Below are 18,529 nucleotides of genomic sequence, written 5' to 3'. Positions count from 1 at the left end.
CATGCACGGCGAATCTCCAATCAAACGTCGCGAATCCCGCAAGATCTGGGTCGGTAACGTGCCTGTTGGCGGCGATGCGCCTATCGCTGTGCAGAGCATGACCAACAGCGACACCAATGACGTGGCCGCCACCGTGGCCCAGATTAATCGCCTGGAAGCTGCTGGCGTCGATATCGTGCGCATTTCGGTGCCGGACATGGACGCCGCCGAGGCTTTCGGCAAGATCAAGCAACTGGTCAAGGTGCCATTGGTTGCCGACATCCACTTCGACTACAAGATCGCGTTGCGCGTAGCCGAACTGGGCGTTGACTGCCTGCGCATCAACCCGGGCAACATCGGTCGTGAAGATCGCGTGCGTGCAGTGGTCGATGCCGCCCGCGACCGCGGGATTCCGATCCGCATCGGCGTGAACGCCGGTTCCCTGGAAAAAGACCTGCAAAAGAAATACGGCGAACCGACCCCGGCTGCACTGGTTGAGTCGGCCCTGCGTCACGTCGAACACCTGGAACGCCTGAATTTCAAGGACTTCAAGGTCAGCGTGAAGGCGTCCGACGTGTTCATGGCCGTCGCTGCCTACCGCCTGCTGGCCAAGGAAATCGTCCAGCCGCTGCACCTGGGCATCACCGAAGCCGGTGGTTTGCGTTCAGGCACGGTGAAATCCGCCGTGGGCCTCGGTATGCTGCTCGCCGAAGGGATTGGCGATACTATTCGCATCTCGTTGGCGGCTGACCCGGTCGAGGAAGTGAAAGTCGGCTACGACATTCTCAAATCCCTGCACTTGCGTTCCCGTGGTATCAACTTCATCGCCTGCCCGAGCTGCTCGCGGCAGAACTTCGATGTGGTCAAAACCATGAACGAGCTGGAAGGGCGCCTCGAAGATCTGCTGGTGCCGCTGGATGTCGCGGTCATCGGTTGCGTGGTCAACGGGCCGGGCGAAGCCAAGGAAGCCCATATCGGCTTGACCGGCGGCACGCCAAACCTGATTTACATCGACGGCAAGCCGTCGCAGAAACTGACGAATGAGAATCTGGTGGACGAGCTGGAAAAGCTGATCCGCCAGAAAGCGGCCGAAAAGGTCGAAGCCGACGCGGCAGTCATCGCCCGCGGCTGATCGAACGAATTTAAGGATTTATAGTGAGCAAGTCTCTGCAAGCCATACGTGGCATGAACGACATCCTGCCCGAGCAGACACCCCTGTGGCGTCATTTCGAGGGCACCGTCTCGCGTCTGCTGGATAACTACGGTTACAAGCAGATCCGCATGCCGATCGTCGAGTTCACCGAGCTGTTCAAGCGCTCCATCGGTGAAGTGACCGACATCGTCGAAAAAGAGATGTACACCTTCGACGACCGCAACGGCGACTCCCTGACCCTGCGCCCTGAAGGCACGGCGGCCTGCGTGCGTGCGGTGCTTGAGCACGGCATCACCGGCGGCGGCCAAGTGCAGAAACTCTGGTACATCGGTCCGATGTTCCGCCACGAGCGTCCACAGAAAGGTCGTTATCGCCAGTTCCACCAGATCGGTTGCGAGGTTTTCAACCTGGATGGTCCGGACATCGACGCCGAGCTGATCGTGCTGACCTGGCGCCTGTGGGGCGAGCTGGGTATCCGCGATGCGGTCAAGCTTGAGCTCAACAGCCTGGGCACCAGTGAATCCCGGGGTCGTTATCGCGAAGCCCTGGTCGAGTTCCTCTCGGCACACCTGGACAAGCTTGATGAAGACAGCCAGCGCCGTCTGAAGACTAACCCTTTGCGGGTTCTGGATACCAAGAACGCCGAGACTCAGGCGGTATTGGTCGACGCGCCAAAAATGGCCGACTACCTCGACGAAGAATCCCGCGTGCACTTCGAGGGCCTCAAGGCTCGCCTCGACGCTGCCGGCATTCCTTATGTGATCAACCCGAAGCTGGTTCGCGGGCTCGATTACTACAGCAAGACCGTTTTCGAATGGGTCACCGACAAGTTGGGCGCCCAGGGCACCGTGTGTGCCGGTGGTCGTTACGACGGTCTGGTGGAGCAGATGGGCGGCAAGCCGACCCCGGGCGTTGGTTTCGCCATGGGTATCGAGCGTCTGGTGCTGCTGCTGGAAACCCTGGAGCAGATCCCGCAAGAGATCTCCCGTCAGGTCGACGTCTACCTCTGCGCCTTCGGTGAAGCCGCCGAGCTGGCCGGTCTGGCCTTGAGTGAACGTGTTCGTGACCAGTTGCCTAACCTGCGCCTGCAAGTCAATGCCGGCGCCGGCAGTTTCAAAAGTCAGTTCAAGAAAGCCGACAAGAGCGGTGCGCTGTATGCGCTGATCCTCGGTGACGACGAGATGGCCCAGCAAGTGGTAGGTTTCAAACCCCTGCGTGGCCAGGGCGAACAACAAAGCATTGCCTGGGATGCGCTCGCTGCACACCTGGCCACCTGCGTCGTGCAGGGTTGAAGCTGTCAAACAGCCGATTTAGCGATTAAGGAGTATTGGGGTGTCGAGTACCGAAGACGAACAACTGGCGGATTTGAAGGACTGGTGGACACGTAACGGCAAGCCCCTGGTCACTGGCGGCCTGTTGGCGCTGGTCATCGTGTTCGGCTGGCAGGCCTTTCACAAGTATCAGAGCAATCAGTCGCAAGGCGCCTCGATTCTCTATCAGCAACTGCTCGAAACCACGCTGACGCCTGACGGCAAGCCTGACGCAGCCCGGGTTTCGGACCTGGCCGGCAAGCTCAACAGCGAGTTCGGCGGTTCTGCTTACGCGCAATACGGCAGCCTGTTCGTGGCGAAAGTCGCGGTCGACAGCGGCAAGCTGGATGACGCAGCCAGCGAGCTGAAAGCCATCACCGACAAACCGGCCAACCCGGCGCTGGGCGAAATCGCCCGTCAGCGTCTGGCGCAGGTCCTGGCGGCACAGAACAAGGTCGAAGAGGCCCTGAAACTGCTTGAAGGCGATGCCGACAAGTCGTTCCTGGCCACTCGCGAAGAACTCAAGGGCGACCTGCTGGTGCAGTTGGGTCGTACCGACGAAGCGAACACGGCGTATCAAAAAGCCAAGGCAGCACTGTCGGATGAAGCGGCAGTTGGCGGCCTACAAATCAAGCTGGACGACCTGGCCAAAGGGGATGCGTGACGTGATCCGTTGGAAACATGCAGCATTGCTGGCTCTGGCCATTTTGGCCGCGGGTTGCAGCAGCAACAGCAAAAAAGAATTGCCGCCGGCCGAGCTGGTCGACTTCAAAGAAGAAGTGGTCCTGCAGAAGCAATGGAGTCGTTCGATCGGTGACGGTCAGGGCGAAACCTACAACATGCTGGTGCCGGCGATCGATGGCAGCACCATCTTTGCGGCCGACGTCACTGGCGTGATCGTGGCGATGGACCGCAGCAATGGCGACGTCAAATGGAAGAAAGATCTTGAACTGCCTGTCTCCGGCGCCGTTGGCGTAGGTTACGGTCTGGTCACGATCGGTACACTCAAGGGCGAAATCGTTGCCCTGGACGCCACCAACGGTGAAGAGAAATGGCGCGCTCGCGTGTCCAGCGAAGTCCTCGCACCGCCAGCCAACAACGGCGACGTTGTGGTGGTTCAGACCCAGGACGATCGTCTGATCGGCCTCGACGCTGCGACCGGTACCCAGCGCTGGTTGTATGACAGCACCCCGGCCGTCCTGACCCTGCGTGGCACCAGTGCCCCTGTCGTCACCAACCGCCTCGCGGTGGCTGGCCTGTCGACTGGTAAAGTAGTTGCTCTCGACATTTCCAACGGCGTGCCGGTATGGGAACAACGGGTCGCGATTCCACAGGGTCGTTCGGAACTGGAGCGCGTTGTCGACATCGACGGCGGTCTGCTGCTGTCCGGCGAAACTCTGTACGTCGCCAGCTACCAGGGTCGCGTTGCGGCACTGGACCTGCAAAGCGGTCGACAGCTCTGGCAGCGTGATGCTTCCAGCTATGCCGGTGTCGCCCAGGGTTTTGGCAGCGTCTACGTGAGCCTGTCCTCGGGCACCGTTGAAGGCGTCGACGAACGTTCCACCACAGCCTTGTGGAGCAACGATTCGCTGGCTCGCCGTCAACTGTCGGCTCCGGAAGTGTTCTCCAGCTACGTTGCAGTCGGCGACATGGAAGGCTATCTGCATCTGCTGAGCCAGGTGGACGGTCGCTTCGTCGGCCGCGAACGCATCGACAGCGATGGCCTGCGTGCCCGTCCGCTGGTGGTGGGTGACACGATTTATGTATATGGCAACAGTGGCAAACTGGAAGCCCTGACCATTAAGTAAAGATTTGACTATGCTTGGGGTTTAACCCCCAAGCGGCCTTGTTCTGCAAGGCTTGCGGCGCCTTCAAGCGCTGCCCCGAGCACCAGCCGCTGCCTCGCAGCGGCTTTTGTATTTTCTGAAATAACGAAGTGGAGAGCCGCATGGTTCCCGTAATCGCCCTGGTGGGCCGACCGAACGTCGGCAAGTCCACCTTGTTCAACCGCCTGACCAGGACTCGCGACGCCATCGTCGGCGACTTGTCCGGTCTGACCCGTGATCGCCAATACGGTGAGGCCAAGTGGCAAGGGCGTTCCTACATTCTGGTCGACACCGGTGGTATCTCCGGTGACGAGCACGGTATGGACGAAAAAATGGCTGAGCAGTCGCTGCTGGCCATTGAAGAAGCGGATGTCGTTCTGTTCCTGGTAGATGCCAAGGCCGGTTTCACCGCCGCCGACCAGATGATCGCCGAGCATTTGCGCAAACGTAACAAGCGTTCCTACGTGGTTGCCAACAAGGTCGACAACATCGACCCTGAAATGGCCCGCGCCGAGTTCGCCCCGTTGGGCATGGGCCACGCGATTCCGATCGCCGGCGCCCACGGTCGCGGCATCACTCAGATGCTCGAAATCGCCCTGAGCACCTTCCCGAAAGACGAAGAAGAGCCAGAAGACGGCGATGAAGAAATCGTTGCCGAAGGCGAGGAAGCCAAGCGCATTCCTGGCCCAAGCGAAAAAGATGGGATCAAGATCGCGATCATCGGCCGGCCGAACGTCGGCAAGTCGACCCTGGTCAACCGCATGCTCGGTGAAGACCGGGTCATCGTGTATGACGAACCCGGCACCACTCGCGACAGTATCTACATCCCGTTCGAGCGTAACGACGAGAAGTACACGCTGATCGACACCGCCGGTGTGCGCAAGCGCGGCAAGATCCACGAAGAAGTTGAAAAGTTCTCCGTGGTCAAAACCCTGCAAGCGATCAAAGACGCCAACGTGGTGATCTTCGTGATGGACGCCCGCGAAGGCGTGGTGGACCACGACCTCAACCTGCTGGGCTTTGCCCTTGAAGCGGGTCGTGCACTGGTTATCGCGATCAACAAGTGGGACGGCATGACGCCGAGCGAGCGCGACTTCGTAAAAGTCGAGCTGCAACGCCGCCTGTTCTTCGTTGACTTCGCCGACATCCACTTCATCTCGGCCCTGCACGGCACTGGCGTGGGTAACCTCTACGCTTCCGTACAGAACTCGTTCAAGTCCGCGGTCACCCGCTGGCCGACCAACCGCCTCACCCAGATCCTGGAAGATGCGGTCGGCGAGCACGCGCCACCGATGGTCAACAATCGCCGGATCAAGCTGCGTTATGCCCACTTGGGTGGCGCGAACCCGCCGATCATCGTGATTCACGGTAACCAGATCGAGAAGGTGCCGAAGTCTTACGTGCGTTATCTGGAAAACACTTACCGTCGTGTCTTGAAGCTGGTCGGTACGCCGATCCGCATCGAGTTCAAGGGCGGCGAGAACCCGTACGAAGGCAAAAAGACCACGCTCACCGACCGTCAGGTCAACAAGAAGCGCCGCATGATGTCGCACCACAAAAAAGCCGACAAAAAGCGCCGCGATAAGAAATAGAAGTAGCTTTGATCGTTCCCACGCTCCTGCGTGGGAATGCATCTCGTGACGCTCTGCGTCACATTCGCGGTGGACGCAGAGCGTCCATGGCGGCATTCCCACGCAGAGCGTGGGAACGATCAATATAGAGAGGGCGCCACCAGGCGCCCTTTTTTTATGGGCGCCGTTTGGGCTATCCTCGGGCTCTCCCGCGCCGCCGTTAGAGCCGGGTGTTGAGCAGGGAACCACCGATGATCACCAGTAAGCTGCCGAATGTCGGCATCACTATCTTCACTCAGATGTCTCAGCTCGCGGCGCAAACCGGGGCGATCAACCTGTCCCAGGGGTTTCCCGATTTTGATGCCCCGAAGGCGCTGTGCGATGCCGTCGGCCGGCACATTGCCAGTGGCCACAACCAGTATTCGCCAATGACCGGCCTGCCGGCGTTGCGGCAGCAGATTTCGGCGAAGATCGCTCGCAGCTACGGCGTCAGCGTGGATGCCGATCATGAAGTGACGGTCACCCCCGGCGCCACTCAAGCGATCTTCTGCGCGATTCAGGCGGTTATCCACAGCGGCGACGAAGTGATCGTCTTCGACCCGTGCTACGACAGTTATGAGCCGTCGGTGGAACTGGCTGGCGGTCGCTGCGTGCATGTGCAGCTCGGGCTGGATGATTTCTCCATCGACTTCCAGAAGCTGTCCGAGGCAATCACGCCGCGCACGCGGATGATCGTGCTGAATTCGCCGCACAACCCAAGCGGCGCGTTGATCAGCCGTGCCGAACTGGATCAGTTGGCGGATCTGATTCGTGATCGCGACATCTACATCGTCAGCGATGAAGTCTACGAACACCTGGTGTTCGATGGCGTCCCCCACGTCAGCGTACTGAATCACGAGGAGCTGTATCAGCGTGCCTTCGTGGTCAGCTCCTTCGGCAAGACTTACCACGTCACAGGTTGGAAAACCGGCTACGTCGTCGCACCGCCGGCCCTCACGGCGGAATTGCGCAAGGTTCACCAGTACGTCAGTTTCTGCGGCGTGACCCCGCTGCAATTTGCCCTGGCCGACTTCATGACCGAGCACCCGGAACATGTCGAAGAACTGCCGGGTTTCTACCAGGCCAAGCGCGATCTGTTCTGCGATCTGCTGGCGCCTTCGCGCTTCAGCTTGACCCGTGTCACGGGTACCTATTTCCAATTGGTCGATTATTCGCAGATTCGCCCGGACCTCAACGACGTCGAGATGGCGCTGTGGATGACTCGCGAGCACGGCGTGGCGAGCATCCCGATCTCGGTGTTCTACCAGAACCCACCCGAAGGCCAGCGCCTGGTGCGCCTGTGCTTCGCCAAACGCGAGGAGACCCTGCGTGAAGCAGCGGAAAAACTATGCGTGATCTGAGTGCGCTGCCCAACCTGAACATCGCGCTGATCCAGACCACCCTGGCTTGGCACGATCGCCAGGCCAACCTGGAGCATTTCGAGCAATTGCTGGAACAGGCGCGCGGCGCGGACCTGATCATCCTGCCGGAGATGTTCACCACGGGTTTCTCCATGCAGTCCGAAACCCTGGCCGAAGCGGAAAACGGTCCTACCACCAAATGGCTTCGGGTCCAGTCTGCGAAGCTCGATGCAGTGATCACCGGCAGTGTGATTGTCCAGGCCTCCGATGGCAGCCACCGCAATCGCCTGCTCTGGGCGCGGCCGGACGGCGAGGTGTTGCACTACGACAAGCGCCACCTGTTCCGCATGGCCGGCGAGCACAATCACTACACCCCCGGCGAGCGCCAGGTGCAGTTCGAACTTAAGGGTTGGCGTATTCGGCCGTTGATTTGCTACGACCTGCGCTTCCCGGTCTGGAGCCGTGACGCCCAGGACACTGACCTGTTGCTGTACACCGCCAACTGGCCGGGTGCGCGGCGTCAGCACTGGAACCGCTTGCTGCCGGCCCGGGCGATTGAAAACCTGTGCTATGTGGCAGCGGTGAACCGGATCGGTACTGACGGCAAGGGCTTTGCGTATACCGGTGACAGTCAGGTGCTGGATTTCCAGGGTGAGACATTGCTCAGCGCGGGCGAGGCAGATGGGGTGTTTCAAGTGGTACTGGATGCGGCGGAACTGGCGGCTTATCGCACACGGTTTCCGGCGAATCTGGATGCCGATACTTTCGAGTTCACCTGAGATCTTCGCTGGCCGAACCGGCGCCTTCGCGAGCAAGCCCGCTCCCACAGGGGGAATGCATTCCAAATGTGGGAGCGGGCTTGCTCGCGAAGAGGCCCGGACAGACAACACAAAAACAGGCAGGCAAACAAAAAGGCCCCAAGGTTCGCACCTTGGGGCCTTTTGCATTTCAGCGAACGCTTACGCCGCTTCTTTAGCTTCCGGCTGGCTCAACGAGCGGTTAAGCGCACTGAACAGGGCCTTGAAGCTCGCTGTGGTGATGTTTTCATCAATCCCCACGCCGTGCACCGCACGCTGCCCTTCAACCCGCAGCTCGATGTAGGCCGCAGCCTTGGCATTGGTGCCCGCGCCAATGGCGTGTTCGTTGTAGTCCATGATTTCCACCGGGATCGGCAGGCCGGCCACCAGTGCTTCCAGGGCGCCGTTGCCCTTGCCGCGCCAGTGCAGGTTGGTTTCGCCCTGGCCTTTGCCCGAGACTTCCACTTCCACCGAGCTGTTGCCGTTCTCTTCCTGCAAGCGATGGCTGACCAGCGCGTACGGGGTGTTGGCCTGCAAGTACTCGCTGTGCAGCAGCGCGTGGATTTGCTGGGCGGTCATCTCCAGGCCGAGGCGATCGGTTTCACGCTGAACAACCTGGCTGAACTCGATCTGCATGCGACGCGGCAAGCTGATGCCGTATTCCTGTTCCAGCAGGTAAGCGATACCGCCCTTGCCCGACTGGCTGTTGACGCGGATCACCGCCTCGTAGCTGCGGCCGATGTCGGCCGGGTCGATCGGCAAGTACGGCACTTCCCACAGGGTGTCCGGTTTCTGCTGGGCGAAGCCCTTGCGGATCGCGTCCTGGTGCGAGCCAGAGAACGCGGTGTGAACCAGGTCGCCGACGTACGGGTGACGTGGATGCACCTGGATCTGGTTGCACTCTTCGACGACTTTGCGCACGCCGTCGATGTCGGAGAAGTCCAGTTCAGGGTGAATGCCCTGGGTGTAGAGGTTCAACGCCACGGTCACCAAATCAACGTTACCGGTGCGCTCGCCGTTGCCGAACAGGCAACCTTCGACACGGTCGGCGCCAGCCATCAGGCCCAGCTCGGTGGCGGCAACACCAGTGCCACGGTCGTTGTGGGTGTGCAGGCTGATGATCACGCTGTCACGACGGTTGATGTGACGGCCGAACCATTCGATCTGGTCGGCGTAGATGTTCGGGGTCGCGCATTCGACGGTGGCTGGCAGGTTGAGGATCACCTTGTGCTCAGGCGTCGGGTTCCAGACTTCGATCACCGCGTCGCACACTTCTTTGGCGAACTCGAGTTCGGTGGCGCTGAAGGTTTCCGGCGAGTATTCGAAGGTCCACTCGGTGTCCGGCTGCTGGGCCGCGTATTTGACGAACAGCTTGGCGGCGTTCACGGCGATGGCCTTGATTCCGTCCTTGTCCTGGTTGAAGACAATGCGGCGGAAGGAAGGGGAGGTCGCGTTGTACAAGTGAACGATGGCTTTTTTCGCCCCGCGCAGGGATTCGAAAGTGCGCTCGATCAAGTCTTCACGGCCCTGGGTCAGCACCTGGATGGTGGTGTCGTCCGGGATATGGCCGTCTTCGATCAGGGTGCGCACGAAGTCGAAGTCGGTTTGCGAAGCAGCCGGGAACGACGCTTCGATTTCTTTCACACCGACTTGCACCAGGGTTTTCCAGAAGCGCAGCTTCTTGACTGCGTCCATCGGCTCGATCAGCGACTGGTTGCCGTCACGCAAGTCCGAGCTGCACCAGATCGGCGCGGCAGTGATGGTCTTCGACGGCCAGGTACGGTCCGGAATGTCGATGGTCGGGAAGGCGCGGTATTTCGAAGACGGGTCTTTGAGCATGCTCATCGGGAAATCCTTATTGTGTGGGCCGAAAAAAGGCGGCCTGCCGGTGGATCAAAAGTTGTGGGGGAAACGTGTCAGGCGAGGCACCGCAGTTCAGCCCGGCAGTCGTGCACTGACGAGGCACAGGCTGCGGTGCTGGCGAAGCTGAATGAGGGTGTGAGAGGTTTTCATGGCTTTAACCCTAACCGCCGGGGTTGAGGTTGGCAAGCAGTCGAAAAAAATTGAGAGGAATACTCGAAAAGGCGGGATTGGCGAGATTTTATTGCTGTGATGTGGATCGATTGTTTGGATGTTTGCGTGGGGTTTGATCGATGCGCAATTGAGAATTTTGAGTCAGTGGGATTTTGAGGTGCATTTGATGCCGCCTTCGCGAGCAAGCCCGCTCCCACATTTTTGGCCGGTGTGAACACAGAATGTGCGTACACCAAAATCCCATGTGGGAGCGGGCTTGCTCGCGAAGAGGTCGATCGCCTCACCAACGACTAAGGCTGAAACGCCCCAATAAAAATCGCCGGATCCACCCGCGCATCATTCAGGCTGACATTCCAATGCATATGCGGCCCGGTCGCACGGCCAGTCGAACCCACCTTGCCCACCACGCCACCCCGAGCCAATTGCTGACCAACCTTCACGTCAATCTTCGACATGTGGCAAAACATGCTGATAAAGCCCTGGCCGTGATCGACAAACACCGTGTTGCCATTGAAGAAGTAGTTGCCGATCAAAATCACCTTACCCGCCGCCGGTGTCTTGATCGGCGTGCCCGCCGGCACCGCGAAGTCCAGGCCGGCATGCGGGTTGCGTTCTTCACCGTTAAAGAACCGGCGCACACCAAACTTGCTCGACAGCGGCCCGTTGACTGGTTTGTCCAGCAGCAGGTTGCTCGGGGTGACGGGGCTGAAGCTGCGATACGCCTGGATCTGTTCGGCCAGTTCGCCTTCGATACGCTTCAGATTCTCCGGGTTCGGATTGACCTGTTGGGTGTTCTTCAGCGTGATGTGCTGTTCCGGGTATTTCTTGTTGCCGACGGTAAAGCTCAAGTTACGGCCACCGCTGCTCACTTGTTGCGCGCCCGGTTTAACCGTCAGCGGCACGCCGACAATCGCCAGCCAATTGCTCTGTTCCTTGACCACCAATACAGGTTTGCCTTGGTACGTGGCTTTCGGCGCCTGGGCCGCCGTGCCCAGGTCCACCACGGCTACACCGCCCGGCACCGGTTTGTTCAGCAGACGGGTGATGTAACTGTCGGCGTGGGCGTTGAAGGTCAGGCACAGCAACAGCAGTGGAGCCAGGAAACGGGGCATGGATCAATCCAGTAAAGAGAGGGTGACAGGCGTCAGATGATTGTCTTCGACGCGCACTTGCAGCTCGCCGTCGCCCAGTTTGGCTTTCAGTCGCTGGCCGTTGTGGGTTTGTTCGGCGCTGCGGATCGCGTTGCCGCGCTCGTCCAGTAGAATGCTGTAGCCACGGGCGAGGGTCGCCAGCGGGCTGACCACTTGTAACGTTTGCACTTGGCTTTGCAGTTGCAGTCGACGGCTTTTGAGCCCTTCGCGAATGGCTCGGGGCAGGCGTTCGGCGAGGCTGTCCAAACGCTGGCGCAACATCGCCAGTTGCCGGCCCGGATGTTGCCCGGCGAGGCGGGTTTCCAGGCGGATCAAGCGTTCACGACGAGTGTTGAGGCTGCGCTCGAAGGCGCGGCGCATGCGCATGTCCAGGTCGTCCAGGCGTTGTGCTTGCTGACGCAGTCGTTCGCCGGGATGCCGCAGGCGGCGGGACATGCCTTCCAGGCGCAGGCGATCACGCATCAAACGGTCGCGGATGCGCATCACCAAACGGCGATGCAGGCTTTCGACCCGGCGCACCAGGTCGCTGGAGTCCGGTGCCAGCAATTCAGCGGCAGCAGAAGGCGTCGGCGCGCGAACGTCGGCCACGAAGTCGCTGATCGACACATCGGTTTCATGCCCGACCGCGCTGACAATCGGCGTTACGCAGGCATCCACGGCGCGGGCCACGGCTTCTTCGTTGAAGCACCAGAGGTCTTCCAGCGAACCGCCGCCACGGGCCAGGATCAACGCGTCGAAGCCACGAGCGTCCGCCAGTTTCAATGCACGGACAATCTGCGCGGTGGCTTCGCGGCCCTGCACGGCCGTCGGGATCAACGTCAGTTGCACCTGCGGCGCGCGACGGCGGAACACGCTGATGATGTCGCGGATCACTGCGCCGGTCGGCGAACTGATAATGCCGATGCGTTGCGGATGGGCTGGCAGCGGCACTTTGCGGTCGGCGCTGAACAGGCCTTCGGCGCTGAGCTTTTCTTTCAGCGCATCGAAGGCCAGTCGCAGGGCGCCGTCGCCGGCCGGCTCCACGGTGTCGAGGATCAGTTGATAGTCGCCTCGGCCCTCGAACAGCGAGACTTTGCCGCGGACTTTGACCGCCAGGCCATCCTTCAAAGCCTGGCGCACCCGCGCGGCGTTCTGCCGGAACAGCGCGCAACGGACTTGGGCGCCGCTGTCCTTGAGGGTGAAATACACATGGCCGGACGCCGGGCGGGCGAGGTTGGAGATTTCGCCTTCGACCCAGATATTGCTGAACACGTCTTCCAGCAACACCCGCGCGCGGCCGTTGAGCTGGCTGACAGTCAGGACTTCACGGTCCAGGCCGAGTCTTGCAAAGGGATCTTTAATCATGGGGCGCAGTTTAAAGGCATTCGTCCATGAATCTCCATGACTCAACACAAATCCCCTGTGGGAGCGGGCTTGCTCGCGAAGGCGGTGGATCATTCAACAATGATGCCGACTGACACGGCCTCTTCGCGAGCAAGCCCGCTCCCACAAGGGATTTGTGTGCAGGTGTTGATGAAGTGTTGGACCAGCGCCGTGGGATGTTGCCGATAGGCGAGGGCCACGGTGCTGTGGCAGTCTGGATCGGCCAGCGGCAGGAAATGGATATCCGGCGGCGCGATGTCCTGCATCGACTCCGGCAGCAGTGCAATGCCAAACCCGGCCTGGATCAACTGCAATTGCGTGGTTTTGCGCGACACCACCCGGGCGGCCTTGGGAAAGAATCCCTGGCGCATGCACAACTCTGCAGACAAGTAACTCAAGCCACCGCGTTGCGGATGAGGAATGGAGATAAACGCTTCATTCTTCAACTGCGCCAGATCTATGCCTTGCCCCGAGTTATCCACAGCCAGGCGATGATTCGGCGGCACCGCCAGCAACAATCGCTCGCTATATAAAGGAACAATCTGCACCCCTTCACGTTGACGTAGCACCGGCAAGCGCAACAGGCCAACATCCAGGCGACCTTCCGCCAACTCTTCCAGCTGCGCTTCGGAGGACAGTTTGACGATGTCCATGGACACGCCCGCGTGCTGATCCAGATAAGCGCTGATGCCCCGCAACAACCGACCGCTCATCGGCACGGTGCTGGAATGGCTCAGGCGCAAGGTGCCGAGTTGGCCTGTGCCGACTTGGGTCGCCATCTCGCTGGCCTTAGTCAATTCGTGCAATAAATTTCTCGCACGGGGCAAAAAGGCTTCGCCAGCAGCCGTCAGTCGAGGCTGGCGCGCGGTGCGTTCGAACAATGGGGTTTGCAGGCGGGTTTCCATGTCCTTGATCTGCCGGCTCAGGGCCGACTGTGCGATAAACAAGCGTTCGGCCGCAGCGCTGAAACTGCCGCACTCGGCGATTTCCACGAAGTAACGCAATTGGCGGGTTGAAAGCACAAGGCATGCCTTTTTGAGATGGGTGGGCGACCTGGAAGATATTAGTCGCAACCCTCGGCGCTGGCTAAAGTCATCTCAGGTATTCAAAGAAAGCTCTGTAAATGAATGTGCTTGAGTTGTTGAGCCAATGGCCGTTCGGCGCGACGGATTGGCTGGTGATCGGGCTGGGCATTGCCTTGGCTTATATCGTGTTTGGCATTGCCGGGTTTGGTACCGCGCTGGTGGCGGGGCCGATCCTGATTCTGTTTATGCCGCTGTCGAAGATCGTGCCTTTGCTGGTGCTGCTGGATTTCGTCGCGGCGTTTGGCAATTTGCTGCCATCGCGGCGAGATGTGGCCAAGCCGGAGCTGCTGCGCTTGCTGCCGTGCATGGCGGTGGGTTGCACGCTGGGGGTGATCTTCCTGCTGAACCTCAAATCCGATCTGTTGCTACTGTTGATGGGGCTGTTTATCAGCACCTATGCGGTTTACAGCCTGTGGGTCAAAACCCGGCCGACCCAATTGTCCGCTGGTTGGGCGGTGCCGATGGGTACGGTGGGCGGGATGTTCGGCGCATTGTTTGGTAGTGGCGGCTTTTTATATGCGATCTATTTGAACAGTCGCCTGCCCAAGGACGCGGCCCGGGCGACCCAGAGTGCGCTGATCAGTTGCAGCACCGTGGTGCGTTTGGGCCTGTTTGCCGTCGCGGGTGTGTATGCCGAGCTACCCTTGTTGGTACTGGCCGTGTGTTTGTTGCCGGCCATGGCGTTGGGGTTGTGGGTCGGCCGGCAGTTGACGATGAAACTGTCCCGGGAAGCGTTCGTGCGGCTGGTGACTTGGTTGGTGCTGGCCAGCGGGATTGCCTTGATCGGACGGTATTTGAGTACTTGACCTGTGTGTGTCAGGGATTAAGCTGCCGGCCGTCCTGACGCCTTCGCGGGCAAGCCTCGCTCCTACAAAGGTCGGCGCAAAACCTGTAGGAGCGAGGCTTGCCCGCGAAGGCGTCATCCGGCACGCCGCAGAACTCCCCATTTGACGCAGTAGGCTTGCACCATGAATTCCCAAAGCATCATCGTCCCGAAAATCTCCACCCTGCCGGTGCACGAACCCCGGGCCCGGGCGGTCGTGCGGTGGCTGGTGCGCAAGAACATCATCAAGGAAGAACTGACCACCTGCGGCCGCACCGGTAATCGCATGGGCCACGCCATCGGCGATGGCGCCCGCGCAGTGGTGCTGCACCCGGAAGCGCTGCCGTTCGGCGAGCCGGTCAATGGCCTGGAAATCATCACCAAACGCTGCATCTACACGCCGGCCAAGGGCTTCCTGGGCGAAGCGGGGTGCGCCGAATGTCGCAAGGAAATCGGCGAAGCGCTGTTCGAAAGCCTGGAAGAGTGGATGCCGGGGCGCACTGACAACTTCACCTGCCCCGAGTGCGGGCATGAAGATGACATCAACGGGTTTCTGTTTTTGCAGGAGTGCGGCTTCTCCAACCTGGGGTTCATCTTCAACAACTGGGCTGAAGCCGGGTTCAAGCAAAGCTTTATCGACGAGTTTGCCGATTGGCTCGACCAGCCCGTGAGTTGGGTCAAGGTCGAACTGTAACCAAAATCAAAACCGTAGGAGCGAGGCTTACCCGCGAAGCTTTTAGCGCCAGTGATGACGCCTTCGCGGGCAAGCCTCGCTCCTACGGGGTTTGTGTGCCAAAACCCCCGTCGATCACTGCATCGATAATAGACAGAGTTTTACATTGAACCCGAGGGGGTGTCTGACTATAATGGCGCGCTTCCATTTTCCCGCTCGGGAGCCCCCGCGATGCTGCGTATCAGCCAAGAAGCTCTGACATTCGACGACATTCTCCTAGTGCCCGGTTATTCCGAGGTGCTTCCTAACGAAGTCAGTCTCAAGACCCGCCTAACCCGTGGCATCGAGCTGAATATTCCTCTGGTTTCTGCCGCAATGGACACCGTCACTGAAGCCCGTCTGGCAATCGCCATGGCTCAGGAAGGTGGCATCGGCATCATCCACAAGAACATGACCATCGAGCAGCAAGCTGCCGAAGTGCGCAAGGTCAAGCGTTACGAAGCCGGCGTGGTCAAGGACCCGATCACCATCGAGGCTGACGCCACGGTTCGTGAACTGTTCGAATTGACCCGCATGCACAACATCTCCGGCGTTCCGGTACTGCACGATGGCGACCTGGTCGGCATCGTCACTTCCCGCGACGTACGTTTCGAAAACCGTCTGGACGCTACCGTCCGTGAAGTGATGACGCCTAAAGAGCGTCTGGTCACGGTCAAGGAAGGCGCCGACAAGAACGACGTTCGCGAGTTGTTGCACAAAAACCGCATCGAACGCGTACTGATTGTCGACGACAAATTCGCCCTCAAAGGCATGATGACCGTCAACGACATCGAAAAAGCCAAGGCTTACCCGCTGGCCAGCAAGGACGATCAAGGTCGTCTGCGCGTTGGCGCTGCGGTCGGCACCGGTAAAGACACCGGTGACCGCGTCGCTGCTCTGGTCAATGCCGGCGTGGACGTGGTGGTGGTCGACACCGCACACGGTCACTCCAAAGGCGTGATCGACCGCGTTCGCTGGGTCAAACAGAATTTCCCTGAAGTGCAGGTCATCGGCGGCAACATCGCCACCGGCGCTGCCGCCAAGGCTCTGGCCGAAGCAGGCGCTGACGCAGTCAAGGTCGGTATCGGCCCTGGCTCGATCTGCACCACCCGTATCGTCGCCGGTGTCGGCGTCCCGCAAATCAGTGCCATCGCCAACGTTGCCGCTGCCCTCGAAGGCACTGGTGTTCCGTTGATCGCCGACGGCGGCATCCGTTTCTCCGGTGACCTGTCCAAGGCCATCGTTGCCGGTGCTTCCTGCGTGATGATGGGCTCGATGTTCGCCGGTACTGAAGAAGCACCGGGCGAGATCGAACTGTTCCAGGGTCGTTCGTACAAAGCTTACCGCGGCATGGGTTCGCTGGGCGCCATGTCCCAGGCTCAAGGCTCCTCCGATCGTTACTTCCAGGATTCCTCGGCAGGCGCCGAGAAGCTTGTACCGGAAGGCATCGAAGGGCGTGTTCCTTACAAAGGCACCCTGAGCGCCATCATCCATCAACTGATGGGCGGCCTGCGTTCCTCGATGGGTTACACCGGCAGTGCCGACATCGAAGAAATGCGCACCAAGCCTGAGTTCGTGCGGATCACCGGCGCTGGCATGGCCGAGTCCCACGTGCACGACGTACAAATCACCAAAGAAGCGCCAAACTACCGCGTAGGTTGAGGCTTCCAGCAATAAGTTAAGTAACCGGGGCTGTTCTATTCAGCCCCGAGTTGTTTCTGAATTCCATAGACGAGACTGACTCCATGGCCCTCGACATTCACGCCCACCGTATCCTGATCCTCGACTTCGGTTCCCAGTACACCCAGCTGATTGCCCGCCGCGTGCGTGAAATCGGCGTGTACTGCGAACTGCATCCGTTCGACATGGACGACGAAGCGATTCGCGAATTCGCTCCAAAAGGCGTCATTCTTGCTGGCGGCCCCGAGTCCGTGCACGTCGCCGACAGCCCGCGCTGCCCACAAGCGGTGTTCGACCTGGGCGTGCCGGTTTTCGGTATCTGCTACGGCATGCAAACCATGGCTGAACAGCTGGGTGGCAAGGTCGAAGGTTCCGAGCTGCGCGAATTCGGTTATGCCCGCGTAGACGTGGTCGGCAAGAGCCGTCTGCTCGACGGCATCGAAGATCACATCGACGCCGACGGCCTGTTCGGCCTCGACGTATGGATGAGTCACGGTGACAAAGTCACCAAGATGCCGCAGGAATTCCACATCCTGGCCAGCACCCCGAGCTGCCCGATTGCCGGCATGTTCGACGACGCTCGCGGCTACTACGGCGTGCAGTTCCACCCGGAAGTGACCCACACCAAGCAGGGCGGTCGCATCCTCTCGCGTTTCATCCTCGACATCTGCGGCTGCGAAGCCCTGTGGACGCCTTCGAAAATTGCCGAAGACGCCATCGCCAACATTCGCGCCCAGGTCGGCACCGACAACGTACTGCTCGGCCTGTCCGGCGGTGTGGATTCCTCGGTAGTTGCCGCGCTGCTGCACAAAGCCATTGGCGACCAGCTGACCTGCGTCTTCGTCGACAACGGCCTGCTGCGTCTGCACGAAGGCGAGCAAGTGATGGCCATGTTCGCCGAGAACATGGGCGTCAAAGTGATCCGCGCCAACGCTGAAGATCAGTTCCTGAACAACCTGGCCGGCGAGTCCGACCCAGAGAAGAAACGCAAAATTATCGGTCGCACCTTCATCGACGTCTTCGATGCCCAGTCCAACAAACTGGACAACATCAAGTACCTCGCCCAGGGCACCATCTACCCGGACGTGATCGAGTCGGCTGGCGCCAAAAGCGGCAAGGCCCACGTGATCAAGTCGCACCACAACGTGGGTGGCCTGCCGGAAGAGATGAACCTGAAGCTGGTCGAGCCGCTGCGTGAGCTGTTCAAGGACGAAGTCCGTCGTCTGGGCCTGGAACTCGGCCTGCCGTACGACATGGTCTACCGTCACCCATTCCCGGGCCCGGGCCTGGGCGTGCGGATCCTCGGTGAAGTGAAGAAGGAATACGCCGACCTGCTGCGTCGTGCTGACCACATCTTCATCGAAGAACTGCGCAAGGCCGACTGGTACCACAAAGTCAGCCAGGCCTTCGTGGTGTTCCAACCGGTGAAATCGGTTGGCGTGGTTGGCGATGGCCGCCGTTACGCCTGGGTTGTCGCCCTGCGTGCCGTAGAAACCATCGACTTCATGACCGCGCGTTGGGCTCACCTGCCTTACGAACTGCTGGAAACCGTTTCCGGCCGCATCATCAATGAAATCGAAGGCATCTCCCGCGTTACTTATGACGTGTCGAGCAAGCCGCCAGCGACCATCGAGTGGGAATAATCC

Annotated in this window: 15 protein-coding genes; 11 read left to right on the top strand and 4 right to left on the bottom strand. The window is 60.1% G+C overall.

The features are described 5' to 3' along the window. Position 1: 1 nt before the first annotated feature. From ispG to ACWIKB_RS16910, 7 genes are all read left to right on the top strand, one after another. The gene (gene ispG / locus ACWIKB_RS16940; protein WP_213938437.1) at positions 2-1,111 is read left to right on the top strand and encodes a flavodoxin-dependent (E)-4-hydroxy-3-methylbut-2-enyl-diphosphate synthase; all 1,110 of its coding nucleotides are present in this window, start codon (positions 2-4) and stop codon (positions 1,109-1,111) included. A 23-nt stretch (positions 1,112-1,134) separates the two neighbouring features. Further along, positions 1,135-2,424 carry a histidine--tRNA ligase gene (gene hisS, locus ACWIKB_RS16935; protein ID WP_475268284.1) on the top strand — a complete coding sequence of 430 codons (1,290 nt, stop codon included), beginning with the start codon at positions 1,135-1,137 and terminating at the stop codon, positions 2,422-2,424. Between the two features lie 40 nt (positions 2,425-2,464). Then, entirely contained in the window at positions 2,465-3,106 is a 642-nt protein-coding gene (locus ACWIKB_RS16930) for a tetratricopeptide repeat protein (RefSeq protein ID WP_213938435.1), read from the top strand. Beyond that, positions 3,099-4,250, top strand: a complete 1,152-nt coding sequence (gene bamB, locus ACWIKB_RS16925) for an outer membrane protein assembly factor BamB (protein ID WP_475268282.1) — start codon at positions 3,099-3,101, stop codon at positions 4,248-4,250. Before ACWIKB_RS16930 ends, bamB begins: the two co-directional genes overlap by 8 nt. A 140-nt stretch (positions 4,251-4,390) precedes the next feature. After that, positions 4,391-5,860, top strand: a complete 1,470-nt coding sequence (gene der / locus ACWIKB_RS16920) for a ribosome biogenesis GTPase Der (protein ID WP_475268280.1) — start codon at positions 4,391-4,393, stop codon at positions 5,858-5,860. Positions 5,861-6,090: 230 nt separating this feature from the next. Beyond that, the gene (locus tag ACWIKB_RS16915; RefSeq protein WP_475268279.1) at positions 6,091-7,239 is read left to right on the top strand and encodes a pyridoxal phosphate-dependent aminotransferase; all 1,149 of its coding nucleotides are present in this window, start codon (positions 6,091-6,093) and stop codon (positions 7,237-7,239) included. Beyond that, entirely contained in the window at positions 7,227-8,018 is a 792-nt protein-coding gene (locus ACWIKB_RS16910; RefSeq protein ID WP_475268277.1) for an amidohydrolase, read from the top strand. The genes ACWIKB_RS16915 and ACWIKB_RS16910 overlap by 13 nt, the downstream gene beginning before the upstream one ends. Positions 8,019-8,198: 180 nt before the next feature. On the opposite strand, the gene leuA is transcribed toward ACWIKB_RS16910, so the two are convergent. The 4 genes from leuA to ACWIKB_RS16890 all read right to left on the bottom strand — a co-directional run bounded on the left by leuA (position 8,199) and on the right by ACWIKB_RS16890 (position 13,605). Continuing rightward, positions 8,199-9,881, bottom strand: coding sequence for a 2-isopropylmalate synthase (gene leuA, locus ACWIKB_RS16905; protein WP_054045357.1), 1,683 nt, complete (start codon positions 9,879-9,881; stop codon positions 8,199-8,201). Between the two features lie 479 nt (positions 9,882-10,360). Further along, on the bottom strand, positions 10,361-11,182 hold the full coding sequence (locus tag ACWIKB_RS16900; protein WP_475268274.1) for a peptidoglycan DD-metalloendopeptidase family protein: 822 nt from the start codon (positions 11,180-11,182) through the stop codon (positions 10,361-10,363). 3 nt (positions 11,183-11,185) lie between these two features. Then, positions 11,186-12,565 (bottom strand): exodeoxyribonuclease VII large subunit, encoded by a 1,380-nt coding sequence (gene xseA, locus ACWIKB_RS16895; protein WP_475268272.1) that lies wholly within the window; start codon positions 12,563-12,565, stop codon positions 11,186-11,188. An 89-nt stretch (positions 12,566-12,654) separates the two neighbouring features. Further along, positions 12,655-13,605 (bottom strand): LysR family transcriptional regulator, encoded by a 951-nt coding sequence (locus tag ACWIKB_RS16890; protein ID WP_475268271.1) that lies wholly within the window; start codon positions 13,603-13,605, stop codon positions 12,655-12,657. A gap of 101 nt (positions 13,606-13,706) precedes the next feature. Between ACWIKB_RS16890 and ACWIKB_RS16885 the strand changes: the two genes are divergently transcribed. From ACWIKB_RS16885 to guaA, 4 genes are all read left to right on the top strand, one after another. Then, complete coding sequence (locus tag ACWIKB_RS16885) at positions 13,707-14,474, top strand: sulfite exporter TauE/SafE family protein (RefSeq protein ID WP_475268269.1); 768 nt, start codon at positions 13,707-13,709, stop codon at positions 14,472-14,474. A gap of 162 nt (positions 14,475-14,636) precedes the next feature. After that, entirely contained in the window at positions 14,637-15,185 is a 549-nt protein-coding gene (locus ACWIKB_RS16880) for a sugar ABC transporter ATPase (RefSeq protein ID WP_475268267.1), read from the top strand. Positions 15,186-15,395: 210 nt separating this feature from the next. After that, positions 15,396-16,865, top strand: coding sequence for an IMP dehydrogenase (gene guaB / locus ACWIKB_RS16875; RefSeq protein ID WP_123368331.1), 1,470 nt, complete (start codon positions 15,396-15,398; stop codon positions 16,863-16,865). 83 nt (positions 16,866-16,948) lie between these two features. Further along, positions 16,949-18,526 (top strand): glutamine-hydrolyzing GMP synthase, encoded by a 1,578-nt coding sequence (gene guaA / locus ACWIKB_RS16870; protein WP_054045341.1) that lies wholly within the window; start codon positions 16,949-16,951, stop codon positions 18,524-18,526. Positions 18,527-18,529 lie beyond the last annotated feature (3 nt).

This window comes from Pseudomonas sp. 5Vm1k, assembly GCF_056161485.1.
This window is presented reverse-complemented; position numbering and strand designations above follow the sequence as displayed.

Bases quoted from the DNA above. Each gene is read 5' to 3' on its own strand.
- ispG (WP_213938437.1), top strand. From the start codon at position 2: ATGCACGGCGAATCTCCAATCAAACGTCGCGAATCCCGCAAGATCTGG.
- ACWIKB_RS16885 (WP_475268269.1), top strand. From the start codon at position 13,707: ATGAATGTGCTTGAGTTGTTGAGCCAATGGCCGTTCGGCGCGACGGAT.
- xseA (WP_475268272.1), bottom strand. From the start codon at position 12,565: ATGATTAAAGATCCCTTTGCAAGACTCGGCCTGGACCGTGAAGTCCTG.
- bamB (WP_475268282.1), top strand. From the start codon at position 3,099: ATGCGTGACGTGATCCGTTGGAAACATGCAGCATTGCTGGCTCTGGCC.
- ACWIKB_RS16900 (WP_475268274.1), bottom strand. From the start codon at position 11,182: ATGCCCCGTTTCCTGGCTCCACTGCTGTTGCTGTGCCTGACCTTCAAC.
- guaA (WP_054045341.1), top strand. From the start codon at position 16,949: ATGGCCCTCGACATTCACGCCCACCGTATCCTGATCCTCGACTTCGGT.
- ACWIKB_RS16915 (WP_475268279.1), top strand. From the start codon at position 6,091: ATGATCACCAGTAAGCTGCCGAATGTCGGCATCACTATCTTCACTCAG.
- ACWIKB_RS16910 (WP_475268277.1), top strand. From the start codon at position 7,227: ATGCGTGATCTGAGTGCGCTGCCCAACCTGAACATCGCGCTGATCCAG.
- ACWIKB_RS16880 (WP_475268267.1), top strand. From the start codon at position 14,637: ATGAATTCCCAAAGCATCATCGTCCCGAAAATCTCCACCCTGCCGGTG.
- guaB (WP_123368331.1), top strand. From the start codon at position 15,396: ATGCTGCGTATCAGCCAAGAAGCTCTGACATTCGACGACATTCTCCTA.
- der (WP_475268280.1), top strand. From the start codon at position 4,391: ATGGTTCCCGTAATCGCCCTGGTGGGCCGACCGAACGTCGGCAAGTCC.
- leuA (WP_054045357.1), bottom strand. From the start codon at position 9,881: ATGAGCATGCTCAAAGACCCGTCTTCGAAATACCGCGCCTTCCCGACC.